The following is a 24104-nucleotide window of genomic DNA, read 5'->3' as shown; positions in this document are numbered from 1 at the left end:
ACGAGATCCCTTCTGCTGAAAATATCCTGAATGATGGAATAAAGCTGAAGATAAACCTCAACAGCAAATATTATTCACAAACTTCTTCCGGAAATAGAGTTCCGAAAATGCCATTTTTGAGACCTCATATTTTATCTATCGTGGTCTTTCATTCGTAAGGAATGCTTCAGCTTTACTTCCGTTCCCCAAGCAGCAGGGTGTTACTACCGTAGACATTTTCCTTCTTCTGAAAATGTATGCCTAAAGTGTCATTTTTGAGCAGGTAATCGATCTGCTCCTGGTGCGCCTCATTTATTCCGGCATTGAAAAGCACTTTCCCATCTGCCGATAATAATGCTGCAACATTCTTCCAGAAAGCATCGGTAAAGAACTGTGCCGGCACCTTGAGATCCAGGAAGAGGTCGACGATTATAAACCCGAACTGCTGTTGCGAAGATGCGACAAATGCTTCAGCATCGGCACACAGCAACTCGAGGGGTTGATGTGCTTCAATATTAAACTCATTTTTGGCAATTTCTATAACTGCAGCATCGAGTTCTACGGCAGTAATTTTTCCGTAGTAGCCATATTTATTCCGAAGGAGGGGAATTGCACTACCGCCTCCCAAACCCAGAAGCAGCACCGGGGCAGCACGATCTGCACGCACTTCTGCAAAGCCGTGGTCAAGCACTTCCTGAAGGGCGCCGTAAGAATAATTGGCGTTACTGCTGTCAAGCACCTTTCGGCCGTTGATCCAGGTGACTTCCAGTTTCCCATTGTAATTGGAGTTGTACTTTTTGGTGAGCGGCCACAGGTAGCTGAAGGTCTTTTTCATAGCCCTGTAAAAGTACGATTTTAGAAGTTAGAAGGGCGAAAATAGAAGTGTCCAGTGCTCCGTGGTCAGTGGCAGAAATATGCGGTGCGGGAGTTAATAGAATCATCCAACTTCTAAAAAGGGTCAACTCTAATCAGGACTCCACACTCCACAAACTGACAACTGACAACTGGCAACCCGAAACCCGCAAAAATTTATTCCGTAACAGTCTTGACTCTTTCCTCTTGTTTCCTGGCTCTATTCTTAGGCTTCTTCTTTTTCATCTTGTTAAGCCATATCAGCGTACCGGTAACCGGCAAAGTAGTCGCGATTAAACAGGCCAGGAAATAGATGATCTTGGAGAAAGTTCCGAATATCTCTCCTGTATGGATAGGTTTGATGAGGGAAGCCACCTGTAAATTAAGTGGTTTTTCACTAAAGATCTCTTTGTTCAAAACTGTACCATCGCGGTCTATCACCAATTGATCTGAAGTCACAGGAGACCAGCCGTTGTCGTTGGTCTTTCTCACCTTGTACACCTGCTCCCTTTCGGAAGGGAACGAAATTGTGGTGGTGCCTTCATAGTTGAGCTCTTCCGAAGAAATGTTGTAGATAGAGGCTATTGAGGCTTCATCGGCTTCAGTTATATTTTCATTGGAAGTAAAGGAAGGGCCTCCACCCCTGTTAAAGACTTTTGTACCCAAAACTGCACTTCCTGCTTCGCGGTACCACTCAAAACTCCAGAAGAGCCCTGTGAGGGTCATGATGACCAATACAATACAGGCGTAAAACCCGAGTGTATTGTGAAGATCGTGATTGATGCGTTTCCAGTTGGCCGAGGTTTTTATCTTAAAGCCGCTCTTCATGTTTTTCCACTTCAGCTTTTTGGGGAACCAAAGTACAACGCCACTCAGGGAAAGAATAAAGAAGATAATGGTGGCTATTCCCACAATGGGACGTCCTATAGCCGAATCTAAAAGCAGCCATCTGTGCATCCTGAAATTCCACATAAAAAAATCGTCAAGCGAAGACTTTTTGGTCTGCATGTAATCACCGGTGTAGGGATCTACGTAGAAGGTGGTGCCGCGACGATCTTCGGGAGATGTCTTTACCCGGAATTCGTAAGGTTTCCCGGCTTCAGCAGGAATACTTACCGAAGAGACCTCTCCTTCCTGCTGCAATACTTCAGTGAGTGCTTCAATTTCCATAGCCTGCGTACCCGAGACCTTGAAATCTTCAGCAAAAAAATTTTTAATTTCCTTCTCAAAAGTGAGTACAGTTCCGCTGAAACAAACCAGGAAAAGGATGATCCCACTGGCAAGGCCAAGCCATAGATGAACGTCATTGAGGAACTTTCTAATGCCGTATTTTTTCTTTTTATTCTTCATTGAAAGAAATTTAAAGTTCCGGCATACAACAAAAAGCTGTAGCCGGAACTATGGAGTAAGATATGATAAGCTAATTCAAAATTAAAACACTCCGATGAAATGGTTTCCTGGCTCGTTAAGCAGTTGCGCCCCTTTGGTCACTTCACCTGTTATACTGTTAATAACATAGATATTCCCGTCTTTTCCAACCGGGGAAACAGTAACATAAACATTATCTCCATCTACCACAAAGCCCTGGTACTGGAAAAAGTACATATCTGGCTCATAAGGCAGGTCTACTTTTTGTGCAGTTTTGGCATTAAGATCTACTCTTGCAAGGAAACTCTGCTGGGTGCTGGCGCTAAAGCTGGTAGTCGCTGCATCCTCGTGCGTGTACATTACATAAGCGATACCATTTTTCACATATCTCCAGCTCTGGATGTATGAACCTGTAACGTTAAGGGCTTCATCAAGGCTAAAATCATAGCTGTTATCATATTCATTATCTGTATTGATCTTTAGAATATGAGAACCCCCCGGATCTCTTTGGGTAGCCTGGTAAATATTACCGTCTTCGGCTAAAAAGCTGTTAAAGCTACGGTAACCGCTGGTGTCTCCAAATCCTACAGTAGAAGTAATGATCTTAGGATTTTCTAGAGACGGGTAATCTACAACCACCGCTTTAGAACCAAGTCTTTCATAGGCGTTGGCGTCGCGTTCTCCTGTAGCAGGATCTGTTTTCCCCATCCAGGTACCAATGATCAATTTATCTCCTGCAGCGTTAAGTACAGGCGTATCTAACCTAAAAATATGGTGCCCTGCTGCCTCTTCTTCTGCAGGCAGTGGGAGTTCAAAAGAGATGTTATTCGAGATCTCAACGTTCTCCATATCTATGGTAACGATGGTTGCTGTACCTCTTGTGTACTCGTAAGTGTCCCCATCATTTACCATAGGGCTTGTTACACTAACGGCTACCCCGGTTTTGTCTCCGTCAAAAAGTTTTACCCATCTTGGAGAAGTCCCTGCATATTGTGAAATATTTACCAGGCCTCCTGTTGGTTCAAAGTTATCACCTCCGTTAACGATGTACTTTGAGAATTCACCTCCATTGTCACCCCCGTAAGCAATGTTGAACATAGTAGAACCATCTACCGAAGATTGTAATCTCGCTGTTCTTTGAGATCTCACCTGGAAACCGTTATCAAAAACATTGATCGCGTAGTTGGGATCTTCAGCATTTTCTTTTGAAATAGAATATAGCACGGTTCCGCCGTTACCGTTACCAGGAGTTTCGTCCATTACTGCTCCTGCAATGGTAAGCCACCTGCTCTGTTCAGGGTTAGGTTCAGGCGCTGGAGAAACCGAATCATCATCGCTGCTACATGCCGTAGACAGGCTTAATAGTCCAACTACAGCGGTATAACCAAATAGTCTTGTAAATCTATTTTTCATGTTTAATAATTTTAGAATTTATTGATTGAATAATTGAGTTTTAAATAGAAGGCTCTTCCCGGCTTCTGCACGGCAAAATTGTCATAAGCCTGTTTGTTGAATATGTTGTTGGCATCAAAGCTCACAATGAGATTCTTTTTTGGAAAGACGTAGCTCAAGCCCACATCCTGTATATGTTGTTCAGGGACCATCGAGTTTTCAAGTCCGCTCCTTTTATTCACCACCCATACGTTGTAAAAGGAGTCAACAAAAGCATAGTTGTAATAGATGTTTAGTAAAGATTCCTTCTGAAACACATTTTTGAAGGAATACCGGGCCGAAGCATTGGCAGTAAAGAATGGTTCACTGGGTATTTGTGCGTTGTAGTTAAACAAGACATTGCCGTTGGAATCATACTTTGTACTCACCCTGGTATTGAATTTGGACAAGTTGACCAGCAGGTTGAGGTTATTTTTAAAAATATAATTCAGTTCTGCATCAAAGCCTTTAGACTCCGTTCCTCGCATGTTTACAAAAGGAGCAGTTTGTTGTGCATCATTCAAAGTCATTTGGGGCTCCCTTACAATCATTCCGCGTGTGTCTCTTAAAAATCCAGAAGCGTAGAGAGAGACGCTGTGTTCAGCAATTTTGTACGGGCCGATCTTGAATCCGAGGTTATAATTATTGCTTTGTTCGGGTTCCAGTCCTGAATTTTCGGCAACATTTTCTCCTACATCCCCAAAGATCTCGTTATCGGTAGGAAGCCTGAGGGCTTTTTCTGCGGAACCTAAGATGGCAATGCCCGAGTTTACCAGGTAAGAAAGGGCCATCCCGTATCCCGTGTAGTCAAAAATATTGCTGAAGTATTCTTCTACCCGCACCTCTTCCCCGTCAATAGTTGCAACACGGGGATCCATTTTATTCGTCTTCTGCTGATAATATTTTCCGAATACATTGGCCTTTAATTTATCCTTGAACCACCTTGACTCATAAGAAAAAGAGGAAATTTTCTTTTCAAGCTCACGGGTTTCAACGAAGTTCTTTCTTATCCCGTTCCACAGTTCATCATTCTGCTCCCTCGAAATATTGTAAAGTACGTGGTGCAGGCCAATCTTGTGATTGTTGTTAAAGGAGTAAGTAAGTCCTCCCCTAAAAGAGTAAATATCCCGGTAAATATTTGCAATGGTAGGCGCTCCCTGCTGTGCTCCCCGCTGCGACGGTATAGGATCTCCTTTTCGGTCGCGGCTAAGTTCACCAGACCAGTTGTAGGTCCAGGTCACCGTATCATTTATAGTTCTTTTGCGCTCGTTGTATAAACCGTGAAAATTGAAGTCTAGACCTTTAATAAAAAGATCAGATTTTTCGTATGTGAGATTCACAATACCCGCCTCGGCTTCCATGAACCTTCCTTTATATGGGATGGTCATGTACGCACCATGCTGAATTTCGTTGTAAGAATCTGAAGCCGTATATCCCACAGAAAATTTATCGGCCCAATTGACCTTTTTGAAACCTGCTTCTAGAATTCCGCCACGGGAAGAGTATTCATCATTGAACCTCTTCACCTTTACATAATCATATTTCCCATTGGGCAGAATGTTGTAAACATTCCTTCCCCAAACCTCGTAATCATTATCGGAATGGTTATAAAATCCTGAAGCTTTCACAAAAAATCCGGAGTTCTCTGCCTGGTAAACTGCATTGAAATTGGACTGGAAAGTATTGAAGGAGCCATAAGAAACCGAAGCATTGATCTGGGTTCTAAAATCATCTCTCAAAATGACATTTATGGCACCTCCCAAAGCATCAAAAGCAAGTTCGGCAGGAACCACACCTTTGTAGACATCAATACGTTCTATCATGCTGGGGCTAATGCTGCTAAGGTCGAAGGAAGAACCGTAAGACGAAAGTGGAATTCCGTCAATAAAAATCTGGATGGAGTTACCAGACATCCCGTTGAGGTTATAGTCTACAGAAGAGCCCAAACCACCACCCTGTCTTATTTTCACTCCCACACTTCTGTTCAGGAGTTCGTTGGTTTGAATATTTCTTACCGCAGCTTCTTCTGTTTCAATGACATTTACCGCGAAACCTTTCTTTTCAATTTCAGATTTTACAGATTCTACATTCAGAAGTACCTCACTCAGTTCATAATCTCCTTTATTTTTAATCTGAAAGTTCTGCACCACGTCTTCCCCGTTAATGATCACTTCGCCATATTCAACGTGGTTCTCCTTCCGAAGTTCAATTATATATGACCCTGAAGGCACCCCGGAAATTTCATAATAACCTGAATAATTCGATGTCGACTTGAATTCTTCCGAAGTATTTGAGAGAATTACTTCAACATTGGCCGAAGAATATCCATTGTGGTCTTTTACGTAGCCAGAAACGGTATATGTAGCACTAACTGTCTGCCCGGCCTTTTCCCCGGAATTGTTAGCTGTTTGCCCAAACACAACCACCGAAAAAAAGCAGAAGAGAACGGACCAGATATATGAAGATGCAGATTTCAAAAGAATGGGCTTATTTAGATTTAATAAAAATAATTACCTTTGGCAAAAGTAAAGGGGGAGGCTTGCCGTTGGGTAACGCAAAAGGAATTTTTACTTACGTGAAAAGAATAATGTGCCCACCCCGACCCTTTAGCGATGTTATTTAAAAGGAAGTCAGGCGACAAGACAAATGAAATTCAGGTTAGAAAGCTCTTTTTTTGAAGAAAATGCTGTAGTAAAGACTTTCAGCAAAGATTTTTGCGCCGAGGCCTTCAGTGAAGAAACCTTCATTATTGACCAGGAGCTTGTTAAAGGCAGTATGCACGAGCTGCACCTGGACCATTTCTGTTTAATTACACAAGACCTGGAAGCTTCGGCAGGTTATTCGATAAACATTTCGGGAAATTCGCCTCTTTTTAAACTGCATTTTGAACTGGAAGGAGATTATAATTTTTGCCCAGTAGATCCTTCTGTACCTGCGATCTCTATACCTGCCGGCCATTTCAATATCTTTTACCTCCCCAGGCCCGAAGGGTGTTTGAACTTCAAATCTTCTTCCCGGAAAACCCTGGAAGTACTGTTTACAGAAAAATTACTTCGGAAGATCATGGGCCCCGATTACAGCGGATTATCTTCTTTGAAAGACGGAATTAAAGAGGACCACCCGTTCCTGTTGTGGGAGGAAAGCCGGATCATTCCGGTAGAATTGCAGCAACACATACGGGAAATTATTAGTTGCCGTTACTGCGGACATATCAAAAAGATCTACCTCGAAGCACGAATTACCGCCATGTTACTGAGTTTTCTGGTAGACGATGGCGCGAAAAATAGTGTTTCACAGGAAGATCACCTTCCAAAAAAGGAGTACACAGGGATTCTACGGGTGGAGGAGCACATTAAGAAGAACTTCAGAAAAAACCTCACCATAAACGAACTTGCTCCCATAGCAGGTCTCAACACCTCAAAACTCAAACAGAGTTTCAAAAAGGTGCATTCTACCACAATTTTCAAGTACATCACCGGGCTGCGTATGGAAAAAGCGAAAGAGCTTATCACCCATGAAAAATTGTCGGTTTCTGAAGCCTCTTATGAAGTAGGTTATAAGAATCCGCAGCACTTTACAGTGGCCTTCAAAAAGTATTACGGATTTTTACCCAGTTCCCTCAATTAGTTATTGGTTATTAGTGATTAAGGGTTAGGGATTGGTGAAATTTACTCACACAAAGTCTTGCCTCTTGCTATCTTTTCCAGATTCGGTAATTTGAAACAGCGAAGGGAAAAAGCCGTAGGTCTACTTGCTGTTCCTGCTAATAAGGATCCAGTACAGGGCCACAACGAGAATTGTCACAATCCCTCCTGCTATGTAGATTTTATATTCCATCAAAAAATGCTGGATGACGGGGAAAGACTGAAAGTCGGAAAAACATTAGGCTAAAACCATGATATTTATCAGGTTAGGTCTGTTACAAAAAAAGTTAGTCAAAAATGGCATTTTTGAATATCCATAAAATTTCGGAGTAAGACGCATTTTACTTCAGTTTTACCCCGTCTTATTTCTTTGCAATTCCCCAACCTTCCGCAGAAAAAATCTGATCAATTTTGAATTACATAATTCTTAATATGACTCCTCTATATTCCTAATTTATCATTTTAATCGAATTATATTCTTAAATCAATATTTAATGTATTAAAATAATAATTTTGTTATTCTATTATTATAGAAATGGCTAATTTGCTGGATATTCAGTAATTTTTCCAAGGAGATCTATATGAGAATGAAGCAACAGGGACTCTACTCCCCCGAATTTGAACACGACAATTGTGGCGCAGGATTTATTTGCAACTTAAAGGGCAAAAGGACCAACGATATTATTCATAAAGCACTTAACATCCTGGTGAGACTGGAGCACCGTGGTGCTGTGAGTGCAGATGGCAGAACCGGAGACGGTGCGGGTATTTTAATAGAAATTCCACACGCCTACTTTAAAAAAGTATGTGATTTTGAAATTCCCAACCCCAAAGAATATGCAGTAGGAATGGTCTTTTTACCTCCTGCGGCCAACCAGCGAAAAATAGTAAAGGAGATCTTTGAAAAAGAGATAAAGAGGCAGCATTTAAAAATGCTGGGCTGGCGGGAAGTGCCGGTAGACAAATCCTGCCTTGGAAATGTTGCCGCTCTTAGCGAACCCAATGTGCAGCAAATCTTTATTGGTAAGGATGAGGAGATTTCAGAAAAAGAATTTAACGCCCGACTTTTCACAGCGCGTAAAATAGCTGAACACAAAGTACAGGAATCCTCTCTTTCTGATTCCTTTCACTTCTATGTAGCCAGCCTTTCTACTACAACCATTATTTACAAAGGGCTGCTTATGCCCGAAGATATTAATATTTACTATACCGATCTTAATGACCACGACCTGGTAACCAAGCTCGCCCTGGTACACCAGCGATTTTCTACCAATACCTTCCCTAGCTGGGATCTCGCACAACCTTTTAGGTATATGTGCCACAATGGAGAGATCAACACGCTGCGTGGCAACTTAAGCCGAATGAAAGACCGGGAAGAGCTCTTCAAAAGTGACCTTTTAGGAGAGTATATTAAGGAGATAATTCCTGTTACTGCTGAAGGAAAATCGGATTCTGCCTCTATGGATACGGTACTGGAACTTCTTTTACACACCGGCCGTTCCCTACCCGAAGCCATTATGATGATGGTTCCTGAAGCATGGGAAAAAAATCCTGTGATGAACCCTGCAAAAAAGGCATTTTACGAATACAATTCGTGTATCATGGAACCCTGGGATGGGCCCGCTTCTATTCCCTTTACAGATGGAAACTACATTGGAGCCCTTTTGGACAGGAATGGATTACGCCCTTCGCGCTATACCGTAACCAAAGATGGGTACGTGGTAATGGCTTCGGAAACAGGAGTCATTGAAATAGCCCCGGAAAATGTGGCGCGGCATGGGCGTCTTGAACCGGGCCGAATGTTTCTTGTAGATATGAATGAAGGAAGGATCATTGAAGATGAAGAAGTAAAGAGCAAAATTGTAGCTGAAAAACCTTACCAACAGTGGCTTGATGAGAATTTACTGCCGCTTTCTAATGTTCCCTACACCGGAAACAAAACTCCTGTAGAAAAAACCGATTTCAAGACAAGGCAAAAACTTTTTGGCTATACCCTGGAAGATATCAATACCATCATTGCGCCCATGGCAAATTTGTCTAAGGAAGCAATAGGTTCTATGGGATCGGACACGCCGCTTGCAGTACTTTCAGACAAGCCGCAGCTACTGTTCAATTACTTTAAGCAGCTATTTGCCCAGGTGACCAATCCGCCCCTGGATGGGATAAGGGAAGAAATTGTTACCGATATCAGCCTTTCTTTAGGTGAAGACAGGAACCTTTTTGAGATAACGCCTGAACATGCCAAAAAACTCCGCATTCAGAATCCCGTGATCTCTAATGAAGACCTCGACAAGATCAAATATATAGACATTCCCGGATTTAAAACTGCGTCTATTCCTATTCTCTATCAAGCCGACAAAGGTCTTAACGGCGTGGAAGAGCGACTCGATGAGATCATTATTGAGATCACCGCAGCAGTTGACAGGGGATGTAATATCATCATACTTTCAGACCGAAATACCAATGAAGACCTGGCGCCCATTCCATCGCTGCTAGCCTGTTCATACGTGCACCACACCGTAAAAAAGCATCACAAAAGATCTTCCTTTGAGATAGTCATAGAGTCGGCCGAACCGCGTGAACCTCATCATTTTGCATTGTTGTTTGGCTATGGCGCCAGTGCAATCAACCCTTTCATGGTAAACGAGATCATTTATGACCTCGTAGAAAAGAAAGAGTTAGATGTGACAGACCCCGAAGTTGCCGTTCAAAACTTCAATACTGCAGTAGGAAAAGGAATTGTCAAGATCATGAATAAGATTGGGATTTCCACCCTGCACTCTTACCGCGGGGCACAGATCTTTGAGATCCTGGGACTCAACAAAAAATTTGTGAATAAGTATTTCTGCAGTACGCCTACCCGTATAGAAGGAATAGGCCTGTATGAGGTTGAAAAAGAAATTCAGAAGCGCTACCGCAAGGCCTTTAATCCGGCAGAGGACCAAAAGGGTATGGATCTCGAAATAGGTGGAGATTACAGATGGAGAAGAAACGGGGAAAGACACATGTTTAATCCCGCCACTGTTGCAAAGCTCCAGCAGGCAGTGAAACAAAATAACCCAAAAAGCTATGAGGAATATTCCAGGCTGGTAAATGAACAAACCCGCAACCTCATGACGATAAGGGGAATGTTTAAGTTCAAAGATCTCAACCCGGTACCCATAGAAGAAGTAGAACCGTGGACAGAGATTGTAAAAAGATTTAAAACAGGAGCTATGTCTTTTGGCTCCATAAGCAAAGAAGCTCACGAGAATTTATCTATCGCCATGAACCGGATGAAAGGTAAAAGCAATTCGGGTGAAGGAGGAGAAGATGAAAGCCGTTTTCACAAAAGTCCCGATGGCGACTGGAGAAATTCGGCCATCAAGCAGGTAGCTTCAGGAAGGTTTGGTGTTTCTATCAACTACCTCACCAATGCACAGGAGATCCAGATCAAGATGGCCCAGGGTGCAAAACCGGGAGAAGGCGGTCATTTACCCGGCCCAAAGGTAAATCAGGAGATCGCAAAGACGAGAAATTCCACGCCTTATGTGGGGCTTATCTCACCACCGCCACACCACGACATCTATTCTATTGAAGATCTTGCCCAGCTTATTTTTGATCTTAAAAATGCCAATCGGGAAGCGCGGATCAACGTTAAGCTTGTTTCTAAAGTTGGCGTAGGTACGATTGCAGCCGGGGTAGCAAAAGCCAAAGCAGATGTAGTTCTGGTTTCGGGTTATGACGGCGGAACGGGAGCCGCTCCCCTCACCTCTTTGAGGCATGCCGGACTCCCATGGGAACTGGGAATAGCCGAGGTGCAGCAAACCCTGCTCCTCAATGACCTGCGAAGCCGAATTGTAGTGGAATGTGACGGACAGTTAAAAACAGGGAGAGACGTAGCCATAGCATGCCTGCTGGGAGCTGAAGAATTTGGTTTCTCTACAGCCCCACTGGTGGCGTCGGGTTGTATCATGATGCGTGCCTGTCACTTAAATACCTGCCCCGTGGGAATCGCAACCCAGGATCCTGAGCTGAGAAAGAACTTCAAAGGTACCCCGGAGCACGTGATCAACTTCATGTATTTTGTTGCACAGGAGCTACGGCAAATCATGGCCGATCTGGGTTACAGAACCATTAATGAAATGGTAGGCCAAAGCCAGAAACTGGATATGAATAAGGCCATAGAGCACTACAAAGCCCAGGGAATTGATCTTTCTAACATCCTGTACAAGCCGGATATTGATGAAAGCATGACTTTATACAATTCAAAGCAGCAGGACCACCGCCTTGATGATGTTTTAGATTTTGAGATCCTGAGACAGGCACATCCGGCCATATACAGGAAAGAAAAGATGAAGCTGGATTTCCCTATTACAAATATCAATAGAACTACAGGTGCTATAATAAGCAACGAGATCTCAAAAATTCACGGGGCCAAAGGTTTACCAAAAAACACCCTTACACTTAATTTCACGGGAGCTGCAGGCCAGAGTTTTGGCGCATTTGCCACCAGGGGCCTTACACTTAATGTTGAAGGAAACACCAATGATTACTTCGGAAAAGGCTTAAGTGGCGCCACATTATCGGTTAAAAAACCTTCAACCGCAACTTTCAAATCAAATGAGAATGTCATTATTGGAAACGTTGCCCTTTACGGTGCTACAAATGGCGAGGCTTACATCAACGGAATTGGAGGAGAGCGCTTTTGCGTCCGAAATTCGGGTGCCAGGGCAGTTATCGAGGGAATTGGCGACCATGGTTGTGAATATATGACCGGAGGCGTTGCAGTGATACTTGGGAACATCGGAAGGAATTTCGCTGCCGGAATGAGCGGCGGAGTAGCCTACATCTACGACCCTGACAATAAAATAAACAGCCATAACTTTAATATGGAAATGATCGATTTGGAGAAACCTTCCGAAGAAAACCTGGAAGAACTAAAAACGCTCATCCAGAATCACTACAGTTATACCCAAAGTGATGTCGCCAAAGAAATACTGGAAGCCTGGGAAACTGCTGCTACTGGCTTTATAAAAGTCATGCCTGTGGAATACAAAAAAGCCCTGAAGATTTTGGAAGAAGAAAAGTTGAGAAATGCCCAGACGGAATTAAAAACAGCCTGAAATGAGTAAATTAAGAGGATTTTTAGAATACAATAGAAGAGAAGAAGAAACCATTGCCGTTAAAGACAGGGTAAAAAACTATAAAGAATTCACCCAGGAAATGAACAACGAGGAGCTCCAGGAACAGGGCGCCCGTTGCATGGATTGCGGAATTCCTTTTTGTCACAGCGGCTGCCCCGTTGGTAATCTCATTCCCGACTTTAATAATGCAGTATATAAAAATGACTGGAAACGGGCTTCAGAAATTCTGCACTCCACAAACAACTTTCCCGAATTTACAGGCAGGCTTTGTCCCGCACCCTGTGAATCGGCTTGCGTTTTGGGGATTATAAAATCGCCCGTAGCCATAGAATTAATGGAAAAGTATATTCCTGAACGCGCTTTTAAAGAGGGATGGATCCAACCTGCACCTCCAAAAGTACGCACAGGTAAAAAAGTGGCGGTAGTGGGATCTGGACCGGCAGGTTTGGCAGCAGCGCAACAACTCAACAGAGCAGGACATTTGGTGACAGTCTTTGAAAGAGATAAAAAACCAGGAGGATTACTGCGGTATGGCATACCCGATTTTAAAATGGAGAAATGGGTGATAGATCGCAGGTTGAATGTTTTGGAAGAGGAGGGCATCACCTTCAAAACAGAAACCAATATTGGAGTAAATTATGATGTGGAAAAGCTGAAGGAGTTTGATGCTGTAATTCTGTGCGGCGGTGCCACTCAGCGCAGACCTCTACCCATTGAGGGAGCAGATGCACAGGGAGTGGTACAGGCTATGGAGTTCCTTAAAAGAAACAATGAAGTAGTTGACGGGCAGGCCGAACCAGCAGAAGCCCTCAACGCCCGTGATAAACATGTAATTGTAATTGGCGGGGGAGACACAGGATCAGATTGTGTGGGAACTTCTAACAGGCACGGTGCAAAATCTGTAACAAATTTCGAGATCATGCCTATGCCGGCAGAGTTCCGTACAGATGCCAGCCCTTGGCCCTACTGGCCTTTTACGCTGAAGACTACTTCTTCTCATGAAGAAGGTGTTGAAAGAAACTGGAGCATTGCCACCAGGGAGTTTATAAAGGATAGCAACGGAAAGCTAAAGGCCCTTAAAACGATAGAAGTGGAATGGGTAAATACCGAAACCGGCAGACCTCAGCTAAGGGAAATTCCCGGAAGTGAGAAAGAATGGCCATGTGACCTGGCCCTCTTGGCCCTGGGATTCACCGGGCCAGAAAAGACCCTGAGTGAAAAACTAGGTTTGGAGGTAGACGAAAGAACCAACATAAAAGCCGAAAATAACTATCAAACCAATATTCCAAATATATTTACGGCAGGAGATATGCGCCGCGGGCAATCTTTAATTGTCTGGGCAATTTCTGAAGGCAGGGAAGCAGCAAGAAGTGTTGATATGTTCCTGATGGGAACCACGCAACTTCCTACCAAAGGGCCGGGAGATTTACCGGCGGCTTAACCGCTATAACAAAACAAAAAAGCAGCTATCAAGGCTGCTTTTTTGTTTCCATTCTTTCTAAGCAAAAGATTTGTTGTGCAGGTTAAACACCTCTTCAAGATCCAGATCTTCTACTGAATCTACAATAATGTCGGGTTTAAAGGCATAGTCATTCAGGCTCTCCCTGGTAGAAATGCCCGAGAGCGTAAGTATGGTGGTGTAACCCAACTGCACGCCGCCTAAAATATCTGTATCCATAGTATCTCCAATGATCACAGTTTCCTTTGCTTCAAGTCCGAGATATTTGCGGGCAGAACGCATCATTACCGGGCTGGGTTTACCTACCGAAAATGCCTTTTTACCTGTAGCTTCTTCAATCATGGCCACTACGGCACGAATCCCCAGGTTGGTCCAGCCTGTCTTTTTAGGGGATGGGTCAAGGTTGGTGGCTATAAGCCGTGATCCCGAAAGGATCATATCTACTGCCGAATTCACCATTTCCAAAGTGAAATTCCGGCCCTCTCCCACCACCACAAAATCTGGACGTTGATTCACAAGATTGTATCCTTCCCTTGCGAGGCTGGTGATCAAACCACCTTCCCCAAGTACATAAGCACTGCCATTGGGCTTCATAAACGAGAGAAAAGAAGCGGTTGCCATGGCGCTGGTGTATACATTCTGTTCAGAAATATTAATTCCCATTTTTGCCACCTTATTAACTGCATCCAAAGGTGTGCGCTGGCTATTATTGGTCATAAACAGGAATGGGATATCCATTTCCTGAAGTTTTTCAATAAACTTATCGGCTCCGGGGATCAAAGTGTCATTTCCATAGATCACTCCATCCATATCTATTAAAAATCCCTTTTTCATAGGTCTTAAATTTTGATTGGCTAAATGTTCTCACAGCACCAGAATTGGTGCAGTTTTACGACCTGAAGTTACGCAATCTTTTAAAGCCGGTGGTTAGAGTACAAAGATATTGTCATTAAACTCTTTCCCTTTGAAAACCCGTGCGTAGAACTCTAAATCTCCTCGTGTAGTTTGAAAGGAAGCTGTTAATTTATCCTCCAGTTCATCAAGCGGAAATTGATACACCGTGATCTCTGGATAAGATGCAGCCCTTTGCTTCGACTCATTCACGCCAATCTCGATCTTGTCAATATGTACGTTGTACAAAGCATATTTCGCAAATAGATTGTGCTTGATAAGCTCCACCAAACCTTCAGGCAGGTTCTTATTTACCCTGCAGCTTTCAATCATTTTTCCCAGCGAGATCTTCCAGAGCGACCTCATCTCATTTTGAGTCACGTAAGTGGTCATTGTATCTTGTATTTTTCAATTAATATCCTTCCACCTTTTTTTCAGAAGCAATTAAAAAATACTTCTCAAAAATGGCATTTTTGAATAGCCTTTAGCGTGTGCGTTTCAGTAACTATTCATACTTCAGTTCGGGATGGCCTAAGTATCGTCTTCATGAGCATCAAGCCCTTCAATCTCTTCCTGCTCACTTACTCTTAATTCCCCGCTCTTCTTCAGCATAAAGAAGAGCCCTGTTTTATCGCCTGAAACTTTTCACTGCAGAATAGAGTTTCTGCTTTTTTATATTTCAGATTATTACGAGTTACAACCTGGATTAAAACTACAAAAAAAAACAGTATACCCCATAAAGTTAATAGGTATAATTAACACATTTACAGCATTATAAATTTAATACCCTTTCAATTGTGGGGTTATAAATAAAATATCATATAATTTACAGAAAAAGGAATAAAAAAAGAGACCCACACGAGGTTGAACAAGAGAATCTTTTAAAATCAACAGGATTGGAAGAAAAAATTGCGATGACAACAGGAATTTTAGGCATTAGAAGCTGTCTGCCTGTTACATAGCGTCAACACATGTATCGTTTACCCTGGCTAATTCCACCTGAAGAAATTCCGAAACTGTAGAAATCAGAAACTAAGTTGTTTAAAAAATAGTATCTTCAAAAGATCTACCTTAACAGCTGTTATTCCCTACATAACACTATTTTGGCACTGGAGTTTTATAGAACGTCTGGTTGCAGTGACTTTGGAGTTTAAATCTCCCCTGCATTACCATACCTAACACAAAATAACGTTGACTACATGTCCCGGGAAAATAAAAAATCAAGTATTGAAAGTTTAAAAAGGTCTGAAAACAAATTCCCTGTTGTTGGCATAGGGGCATCGGCTGGAGGCCTGGCTGCATTTATGGAGTTTATCCAGGCGATACCTGAAGATTCGGGAATGGCTTATGTACTGGTACAGCATCTAGATCCCAGCCACGAAAGCCTGCTACCCGAACTACTGCAAAAATCTACCAGGCTGCCCATCCAGGAAATTTCGAATGATCTCACAGTGAAACCCAATCACATATACATCATTCCCAGCAATAAAATGCTGATGTCTAATGACGGGAAGCTGGAACTAAGCCCAAGGCCGCAAAAAGGCGACGGAGTAAAAAACCTGCCCATCGACCTATTCTTCGAATCTATGGCAGAAGTACACCAGGCTCACTCTATTGGAGTAATATTGACTGGCAACGGCAGTGATGGCACCCTTGGCCTCAAGGCTATAAAAGATAACGGGGGCATCACGTTTGCGCAAGACGAAGATACTGCCGAGTATTCCTCGATGCCTCAAAATGCCATTGAACAAGGCGTTGTGGATTTTGTGCTTTCTCCACGCCAAATACCGGAAAAGATCCTGGAGATTGTACGGAATTTCTTCGGAATAGACGGAAAAGAAAAGGAGCTGGAGAAGGAAAATGCAGATGTTTACAAGAAAATACTCGCATTACTTCGCATACGGAAGGGAATTGATTTCACTTACTACAAGCAGAGCACCATACGCCGCAGGATCTTACGCCGAATGGCACTTAATGGCAAGGAAGATCCTACAGAATATCTTCAGCACTTAAGGGAAAACACACTTGAACAGGATGTACTGCAGCAGGATCTGTTAATTCCCGTAACCGAGTTTTTTCGGGATGAAGAGATCTTTAACAATCTTACGAACAACATCTTTCCAAAAATATTGGAACACAAAAACTCTGATGGCGCTTTCAGGGTTTGGGTTGCAGGTTGCAGCACCGGCCAGGAGGTATATAGTTTTGCAATATGTCTTCACGAATTCATGGAAGAAAATGGGGTGAGGGCCAGGGTACAAATTTTTGGGACCGATATTAGCGAACCGGCAATAAGTAAGGCCCGCAACGGGGTTTATAAGAAATCTGAGATGGAAAACCTCAACCCGCAAAGGGTGGAACGATTTTTCAACAGGGTAGACAATAACTATCAAATAAAGAAAGAGGTGCGGGAAATGTGCGTATTCTCCTTCCATAATTTTCTAAAAGATCCACCTTTCGGAAAAATGGATGTGATTACCTGTCGCAATGTGCTCATCTATTTACAACCATACCTTCAGAAAAAAGCCCTCACCACATTTCATTATGCGCTGAAAAAGGACGGTTATCTCCTGCTTGGAAAATCTGAAACTACAGGAAATGCACCCGATCTTTTTATTCCGTCAGAACTAAACCACAAGATATTCACGCCCAGGGATAAGCCGGGCAAGTTCATGCATGTCGCCACCCAACGCAAGGAAGAAAGTTTCCGGGAATTTGGAAGGAGCAGAAAGACAGAAAACGCCAGAACCGATTTTCAACGTGCTGCAGATGAGGTGATCCTTAGCCGGTATACTCCTGCGGGTGTAGTTATAGACGAGGCTATGGAAATTGTGCATTTTCGCGGTCGCACGGGGGCTTACCTCGAGCCACAGGCAGGAAAACCCAACCTAAACCTGTTAAAAATGGCAAAAACAGGGCTTGCTTTTGAGCTCCGCAGCATCATTCACCACGCCAGGAAAGAAGGGGAAGCCGTAGTAAGAGAAAACATTCCAATCCAGGAGGAAGCAGGGCAGCGTGTCATTTCTATTGAGGCAATCCCGCTATCTAATCTTGCCGAGCCATATTATTTGATCCTTTTTCACGATCCTGCGGCACAGCCTGCCGTGCTCGGGTATCGCAAGGCTGTAGAAAGAATTGCCTTAAGAGAGACAAAAGAGGACGAAAAGGACCTGCTCATTCATCAGCTTGAAAAAGAACTGGCGCAGGCACGGGAAGATATGCGTAGTATCACCGAAGACCAGGAGGCTACAAATGAAGAGCTGCAAAGCGCGAATGAGGAATTGCAAAGTGGGAGCGAAGAGCTTCAAACCCTTAATGAGGAGCTGGAGACCAGTAAAGAAGAACTGCAAAGTACCAATGAAGAGCTTACCAGCCTCAACCAGGAGCTGGTGAGTATGAACAAAAACCTGAACATCGCCAGGAACTTTGCGGTAGATGTTCTGGAAACAGTTCGGGAGCCATGGATAGTTCTTGATAACCAACTACGAATAAAGTCGGCCAGTAAGGGGTTCTACAAATCTTTTAGAACCACAGAGGCTGCTATAGAGAACAAATCTGTTCTAAGCCTCGTGAATAAGGACTGGAATATACCCGAACTTGAAAAACTGCTGAAAAAAGTAGTTAACGATAAATCGATGATCAAGGACTACGAGATCACACAGGATTTTCCGGTGATTGGGGAACGCACTATGGTAATAAACGCCCGGAAAATAGAAAGAGAAGACGGGGGCGAAAAATTGATCCTCCTGGTTTTTGGCGATATCACCGATAAAAGAATGGCAGAAAAATCTCTCGAAAAGAGTGAGGTCAAGTTCAAACTTCTGGTCGAAACCATTCCGCAGCTTATATGGATCACCAGTGGCCAGGGGCAGCCTGAATTTTTTAATAACCGATGGGAAGAATATATTGGAAATTCTGACCTGGACGCACCCCCTGAACAGTGGCTGGATTATTATCATCCCGACGATAAAGACAGGGTTGTGGAACACTGGAAAGTCTGTTTAAAGACCGGCGATCCTTTTTCTATGGAATACAGGTTAAGAAATACAGAAGGTATCTACAACTGGTTTCTGGTTAAGGCACTACCGTTTTTTAATTCAGATGGAGAAATTATAAAATGGTACGGCTCCAACACCAATATCCAAATACACAAAGAGGCCGAAAATGCACTTATAAAAAGCAGGGAGCAATTTAGGCAGCTGGCAGAACTTATTCCGGAAAAGGTAAGTTATGCAGATTCCCACGGAAATATTACTTTTTACAATAAGAGCTGGCTGGATTACACAGGACTAAGTCAGGAGGAATTACAAGAAAAAGGCTGGATTGATCTTATTCATCCTGAAGATAAGGATAAGACCCTGGAGAAACTGGAAGTAAGTGTGAAAACCGGTGTCGACTTCGAGAATGAAACGAAACTTCGTGATAAAGATGGTGATTACCGATGGCACCTAATACGGGCCATTCCTATTTTAGATGAAGCCGGTAACGTTAAGCATTGGGTGGGTGCTACTATGGAAATAGAAAGGTTCAAAGAAGAAGAAAGACGCAAAGAAGGATTCCTGCAACTGGTAAGCCATGAGTTGAAAACGCCAATAACTTCTATAAAAGGTTATGTACAGCTCTTGCTGAACATGCTGCAACAGGAACACCAAAACATAGAATCCCTGCCTCTTAAGCCTTCTCTAAAGCGTATTGATGAACAGTTGATCAGGCTTACAAGGCTTATTTCTGAAATGCTCGATCTCTCGAGAATCGAAGAAAACAAACTGGACCTGAAGAAGGAAACTTTCGATATTAATGAATTTCTTGAAGAGACCATACAGGATATCATTCGTACAGAAATTGAGCATAAGATCGAGATCAGGCACGAGTTTAACTGCAAAATCACAGCCGATAAAGACAGACTGGGGCAGGTCGTTATAAATCTTGTTACCAATGCCATCAAATATTCGCCTGATAATAAAGGGATAGAACTAAGGATATTTAATGCAGCCGACAATCTCGCAGCCATAAGTGTGGCCGATAAAGGCATAGGTATCTCCAAAAAAGACCAGAAAGAAATTTTCAAACGCTTTCACCGGGTAGAAGGAAAAAGTGAGGATACTTATGCCGGGCTAGGCATAGGTCTATTTCTTGCCCATGAAATTGTGGAACGCCATGGAGGCACTTTATCTGTAGAAAGTGAGCTTGGAGAAGGCTCCATATTCACCTTCACCTTACCTTATGAACCTGGAAACTGTTCCTGAAATGAAAATTAAGATGAATAAATTATTGATCATAGATGATGATGCGGGGATTAGTGAAATGCTAAAGACCCTGCTCGAATTTAACGGCTATGAAGCAGTTGCTACAGATAAGCCCCTGCAGGCAAAAGAAACTATCCAGAAGTACAGGCCAGACCTTATTCTTCTCGACGTGCGGCTTTCGGGGGTAGACGGCACAGAAGTATGTGCCAATCTAAAAAAGGACAAAGCTACTGCAGATGTTCCTATTTTGATGATGTCGGCCCTTTCGGGTGCCGACAAAACCTGTGAACAGGCAGGTGCCGATGGTTTTGTGGCCAAGCCTTTTGGAATGGAGGACCTTCTGAAGAAAGTAAAGGAGGTACTTTCAGGTCAACAGAAAAAAACAGGAAAGCCTAAAACTCCATAACGCCTGAATTTATTCTGTTCTTGATCCGGCTTTTCGCCCATACTTTTAAAAACAAAAAAAAACCGAATTGTTTTCACAATTCGGTTTAACATTAACTTTGTTGGCCTACTAGGGCTCGAACCTAGACTCTTCTGGACCAAAACCAGACGTGTTGCCAGTTACACCATAGGCCACTGCTGTAATGCGGATGCAAATTTAAAACAAACTTTTACTTCTACAAATATTTTTTTGAAATTCTTTTTGAACCTCCAAATCACGCCCCTTCAAAAATGGCATTTTTGACACCTTTCCTGGAAAATTTTTGGGTTCCATGAGCAATAGCGGGGAAGTTAAAACCATGTGCTGCACCAAAATATCTTCTTTTAAAATGCGTTCTTCCCACAATAGTTTAATTATTCTTAAATTCGCCACTGTTCTCAAACTCACTAAAATGACAGACTTTAACTTTACCCGGTGGAACAAAATTCTTGGCTGGGTGGTTTTCCTCATAGCACTTACTACTTTTTGGTTAACTGTTGAGCCCACGCTTAGTTTCTGGGACGCAGGAGAATACATTGCCACTTCTTCAAACCTCGAAGTGGGTCACCCTCCCGGGGCACCGCTCTATCAAATGATGGGTGCATTTTTCTCCATTTTTGCCAGTGAACCTTCGCAGGTAGCCTATATGGTGAATTTAATGTCGGTTTTTGCCAGCGCATTCACCATTCTGTTCATGTTCTGGTCTATTGTTCTTTTAGTGCTCAAAATTAGCGGACCTGTCTCTGAGATCTCTGCGGCCAAAAAAGCTGCTGTTCTTGGAAGTGCCGCTGTAGGTTCACTTGCCTTTACTTTTACCGATAGTTTCTGGTTCAACGCCGGGGAAGCCGAGGTTTATGCCATGGCAACCTTTCTCATGTCTATCCTGTTTTACCTGGGATTGCTGTGGGAACGCGATATGTTCGCACCTCGCGGCAACCGCTGGGTCATCTTGATCTGTTTTATCATTGGGCTTTCTTTTGGGGTGCATTTCATGGGGCTGCTTACCCTGCCCGCCATAGGTTTCCTTTACTATTTCAAGAACTTTTCAAAGATCACCGTCAAGAATTTTATTGTTGCCAATTTGGTAGTGGTCGCCGTGCTTATGTTCATCTTTAAGCTGCTACTGCCCTATTCTCTTGACTTATTTTCATCTACAGAGATCTTCTTTGTCAATACCCTGGGGCTTCCGTTCAATTCGGGAACTATTTTTACAGCCATTGTGCTTATCGCTGCTTTTTACTTCGGAATAAAATATACCAGGCAAAAACAATACTTTCAGCTAAATACCTTACTGCTTTGCATCCTGTTCATCTTTATTGGTTTCTCCTCCTGGCTGATGCTGCCTATTAGGGCGAATGCCAATACCGTGATCAACGAAAATAACCCAAACAACGCCCGCGAACTGCTGGCTTATTACAACCGGGAACAATACCCCGAAACGCATTTATTCTACGGCCCACAATTCACAGAGATCTACAGCGGGCTGGATGAGAACAACCCTTACATTGACGATAAACCGAAGTATGAAAAAGACGAGGCTGCCGGAAAATATGTGATTGTAAACGACTACAAAAACGCCAAACAGAATACCGATGATGATCACAAGGCCATACTGCCGCGTATGTGGAGTACAGAACATGCTTCAAATTACATGGAGTTCACAGGGCCTCTAGAATTCACCATCAAACCCGAATATCAACAAGAAGAGCAGCTTATTGGCGCTGTGAATGAATTTCAACGGAACTTTAATCAGGGTAACGTAGATTACGAGCAATACAACAGTTTTTTACGCCGCTTCAGGGAATACCTGGATGTCGAAAAACCTTCGTTTGGCTCCAACCTCAATTACCTTTTTGAGTACCAGATGGGCTACATGTACTGGCGCTATTTTATGTGGAATTTTGTAGGGCGACAAAACGACGTTCAGGGAAAATATACCGATCAGAACGGAAACTGGATAAGCGGGATCGACTTTATTGATGAAGCCCGCCTGGGGAATCAGGATCAGCTTCCTTCAGACGCACTGAATAATCCTGCAAGGAATACTTACTACTTCCTTCCGCTGATCTTAGGAGTGCTTGGGCTCGTTTTTCAGTATACTAAAGACAAGAAGAATTTTTGGGTGCTGCTCGTTTTCTTCCTCTTTACGGGTATTGCGCTAAAAATTTACCTCAACGAACGGCCTTTTGAGCCACGGGAGAGAGATTATGCACTGGTAGGTTCTTTCTACGTATTTGCTATTTGGATAGGCTTTGGGGTTTATGCCCTTTTTGACATCCTTAAAGATTACCTGAAACCAAAGATTGCAGTACCCATTGTGGTCACAGCTTCCCTGCTCGCGGTACCTGCAGTACTTGCAAGCGAGAACTGGAATGACCATAACAGGGCCGACCGTTATACCGCGCTGGCCATGGCAAAAATGTACCTTGACAGCCTTGACGAGGATGCCATACTCTTCACCATTGGAGACAACGACACTTTTGCCCTGTGGTATGCCCAGCAGGTAGAAGGCTACCGTACAGATGTGCGTATAGTGAATACCAGCCTGTTTATGACCGATTGGTATATTGACCAAATGAAGCGGCAGGCCTGGGAAAGTGAACCCATACCGGGGCAGCTTGTTCACGAGCAGTACACCTATGGAACGAGAGATGCTGTGTGGTTTCAGCCTGTAACCCAGGACACCATGAACATTCAAACCTGGATGAACTGGATTGCCAGCGATGATCCCCGCACCAAAGCCGATCTTATGAGCGGCCAAAGTGTGAGCACCTTCCCTACCAAACATGTGAGAATTCCTGTGAACAGGGAAAACGTGCTGGAATACGGAATTGTAAAACCGCAAAATGCTGATGAGATCGTAGATGAGATCGTGATTGAGCTCAACGAAGACATATTATACAAAAACCGTTTGTTGATGCTTGATATTGTAGCAAACAACGACTGGAAGCGGCCTATTTATTTTACCGGCGGAAGCTTTGGAGATGATGATTACCTGTGGATGAAAGATTACCTGCAACTGGATGGTGTGGCCTACAAACTGGTTCCCATAAAAACTCCGGTGAATCCGCGGAATCCATTTGACATGGGACGTTTAGATGCCGATAAGATGTACGACATCGTGATGAACTGGTACTGGGGTAATTCGGGAGATCCGGGCTTATATTATGATCCTGAAACCCGCAAAAATGCCATTACATACCGCAGCAACCTTGCACGTCTTGCTGAAGCCTTGATGAATGAAGGAAAAATGCAACGGGCAGAAGAGGTCATGGATCTTGCGATGGAAAAAATGCCTGTAGCACATTTTGAATACTACACTTTACTGGAGCCTTTTATACATGGTTATTATGAAGTAGGCCAAAAGGAAAAGGCAAGGGAGTTGTGGCAACAGGTAGCGAAAAAGTACCAGGAGAACCTCACCTACTTCAGTTCCCTTGAGCTGGACAGGCAATTCTCTCGGGGCAGTGAAATAGTTACAGACATTGAAAGATACAGAAGCCTTGTAGATTTACTGATTATTAATGATACTGAAGAAATAGCCCGGGAAGAGGCCGATAAATTCAACCAGTACCTAATGCTGTTCCAGCACTTCTACGCAAGGCCTGAAGAGACGCCCGAAGAAATCCCTGCCGGCGAAGCAGAGCTGCTTCAGCAAGAGATCAGGGATTCGCTGTAAAGCTG

General features: G+C 43.3%; 13 protein-coding genes and 1 tRNA gene. 7 read left to right on the top strand and 7 right to left on the bottom strand.

Features of this window, described 5'->3' with window-relative positions; translation table 11 throughout:
- Nucleotides 1–172: 172 nt before the first annotated feature.
- From ACQ93I_RS00970 to ACQ93I_RS00955, 4 genes are all read right to left on the bottom strand, one after another.
- Nucleotides 173–814, bottom strand: coding sequence for a spermidine synthase (locus tag ACQ93I_RS00970; protein WP_431696742.1), 642 nt, complete (start codon nucleotides 812–814; stop codon nucleotides 173–175).
- A 194-nt stretch (nucleotides 815–1008) separates the two neighbouring features.
- Entirely contained in the window at nucleotides 1009–2181 is a 1173-nt protein-coding gene (locus ACQ93I_RS00965) for a PepSY-associated TM helix domain-containing protein (protein ID WP_431696741.1), read from the bottom strand.
- Between the two features lie 81 nt (nucleotides 2182–2262).
- On the bottom strand, nucleotides 2263–3612 hold the full coding sequence (locus tag ACQ93I_RS00960) for a hypothetical protein (RefSeq protein ID WP_431696740.1): 1350 nt from the start codon (nucleotides 3610–3612) through the stop codon (nucleotides 2263–2265).
- An 11-nt stretch (nucleotides 3613–3623) separates the two neighbouring features.
- Nucleotides 3624–6107: a TonB-dependent receptor gene (locus ACQ93I_RS00955; RefSeq protein WP_431696739.1), complete on the bottom strand. Its 2484-nt coding sequence runs from the start codon at nucleotides 6105–6107 to the stop codon at nucleotides 3624–3626.
- A gap of 169 nt (nucleotides 6108–6276) precedes the next feature.
- On the opposite strand from ACQ93I_RS00955, the gene ACQ93I_RS00950 reads away from it, so the two are divergent.
- The 4 genes from ACQ93I_RS00950 (at nucleotide 6277) to ACQ93I_RS00935 (ending at nucleotide 13841) form a co-directional block, all read left to right on the top strand.
- Nucleotides 6277–7257 (top strand): helix-turn-helix transcriptional regulator, encoded by a 981-nt coding sequence (locus ACQ93I_RS00950; protein WP_431696738.1) that lies wholly within the window; start codon nucleotides 6277–6279, stop codon nucleotides 7255–7257.
- 90 nt (nucleotides 7258–7347) lie between these two features.
- The gene (locus ACQ93I_RS00945) at nucleotides 7348–7521 is read left to right on the top strand and encodes a hypothetical protein (protein ID WP_431696737.1); all 174 of its coding nucleotides are present in this window, start codon (nucleotides 7348–7350) and stop codon (nucleotides 7519–7521) included.
- A gap of 334 nt (nucleotides 7522–7855) precedes the next feature.
- Nucleotides 7856–12379: a glutamate synthase large subunit gene (gltB, locus tag ACQ93I_RS00940; RefSeq protein WP_431696736.1), complete on the top strand. Its 4524-nt coding sequence runs from the start codon at nucleotides 7856–7858 to the stop codon at nucleotides 12377–12379.
- Between the two features lies 1 nt (nucleotide 12380).
- Nucleotides 12381–13841: a glutamate synthase subunit beta gene (locus tag ACQ93I_RS00935; RefSeq protein WP_431696735.1), complete on the top strand. Its 1461-nt coding sequence runs from the start codon at nucleotides 12381–12383 to the stop codon at nucleotides 13839–13841.
- A 57-nt stretch (nucleotides 13842–13898) separates the two neighbouring features.
- On the opposite strand, the gene ACQ93I_RS00930 is transcribed toward ACQ93I_RS00935, so the two are convergent.
- A complete protein-coding gene (locus ACQ93I_RS00930) occupies nucleotides 13899–14693 on the bottom strand; it encodes an HAD-IIA family hydrolase (protein ID WP_431696734.1) in 795 nt (264 codons plus the stop codon).
- 93 nt (nucleotides 14694–14786) lie between these two features.
- Nucleotides 14787–15143, bottom strand: a complete 357-nt coding sequence (locus ACQ93I_RS00925) for a hypothetical protein (RefSeq protein ID WP_431696733.1) — start codon at nucleotides 15141–15143, stop codon at nucleotides 14787–14789.
- 806 nt (nucleotides 15144–15949) lie between these two features.
- Here ACQ93I_RS00925 and ACQ93I_RS00920 point away from each other — a divergent pair.
- Together ACQ93I_RS00920 and ACQ93I_RS00915 are read left to right on the top strand one after the other, a co-directional pair.
- Nucleotides 15950–19996 carry a CheR family methyltransferase gene (locus ACQ93I_RS00920; protein WP_431696732.1) on the top strand — a complete coding sequence of 1349 codons (4047 nt, stop codon included), beginning with the start codon at nucleotides 15950–15952 and terminating at the stop codon, nucleotides 19994–19996.
- A 1-nt stretch (nucleotide 19997) separates the two neighbouring features.
- Complete coding sequence (locus ACQ93I_RS00915) at nucleotides 19998–20402, top strand: response regulator transcription factor (protein WP_431696731.1); 405 nt, start codon at nucleotides 19998–20000, stop codon at nucleotides 20400–20402.
- 100 nt (nucleotides 20403–20502) lie between these two features.
- Here the strand turns inward: ACQ93I_RS00915 and ACQ93I_RS00910 are convergent.
- Nucleotides 20503–20575 (bottom strand) — tRNA-Gln (locus tag ACQ93I_RS00910).
- Between the two features lie 257 nt (nucleotides 20576–20832).
- Here ACQ93I_RS00910 and ACQ93I_RS00905 point away from each other — a divergent pair.
- Nucleotides 20833–24099: a protein O-mannosyl-transferase family gene (locus tag ACQ93I_RS00905; RefSeq protein WP_431696730.1), complete on the top strand. Its 3267-nt coding sequence runs from the start codon at nucleotides 20833–20835 to the stop codon at nucleotides 24097–24099.
- Nucleotides 24100–24104: the final 5 nt, after the last annotated feature.

The organism is Salinimicrobium sp. WS361, from assembly GCF_050750585.1.
In the GTDB taxonomy this organism is placed as follows: Bacteria; Bacteroidota; Bacteroidia; order Flavobacteriales; family Flavobacteriaceae; genus Salinimicrobium.
The sequence above is the reverse complement of the archived record's forward strand: the minus strand, read 5'-3'. Positions and strand labels throughout refer to the sequence as shown.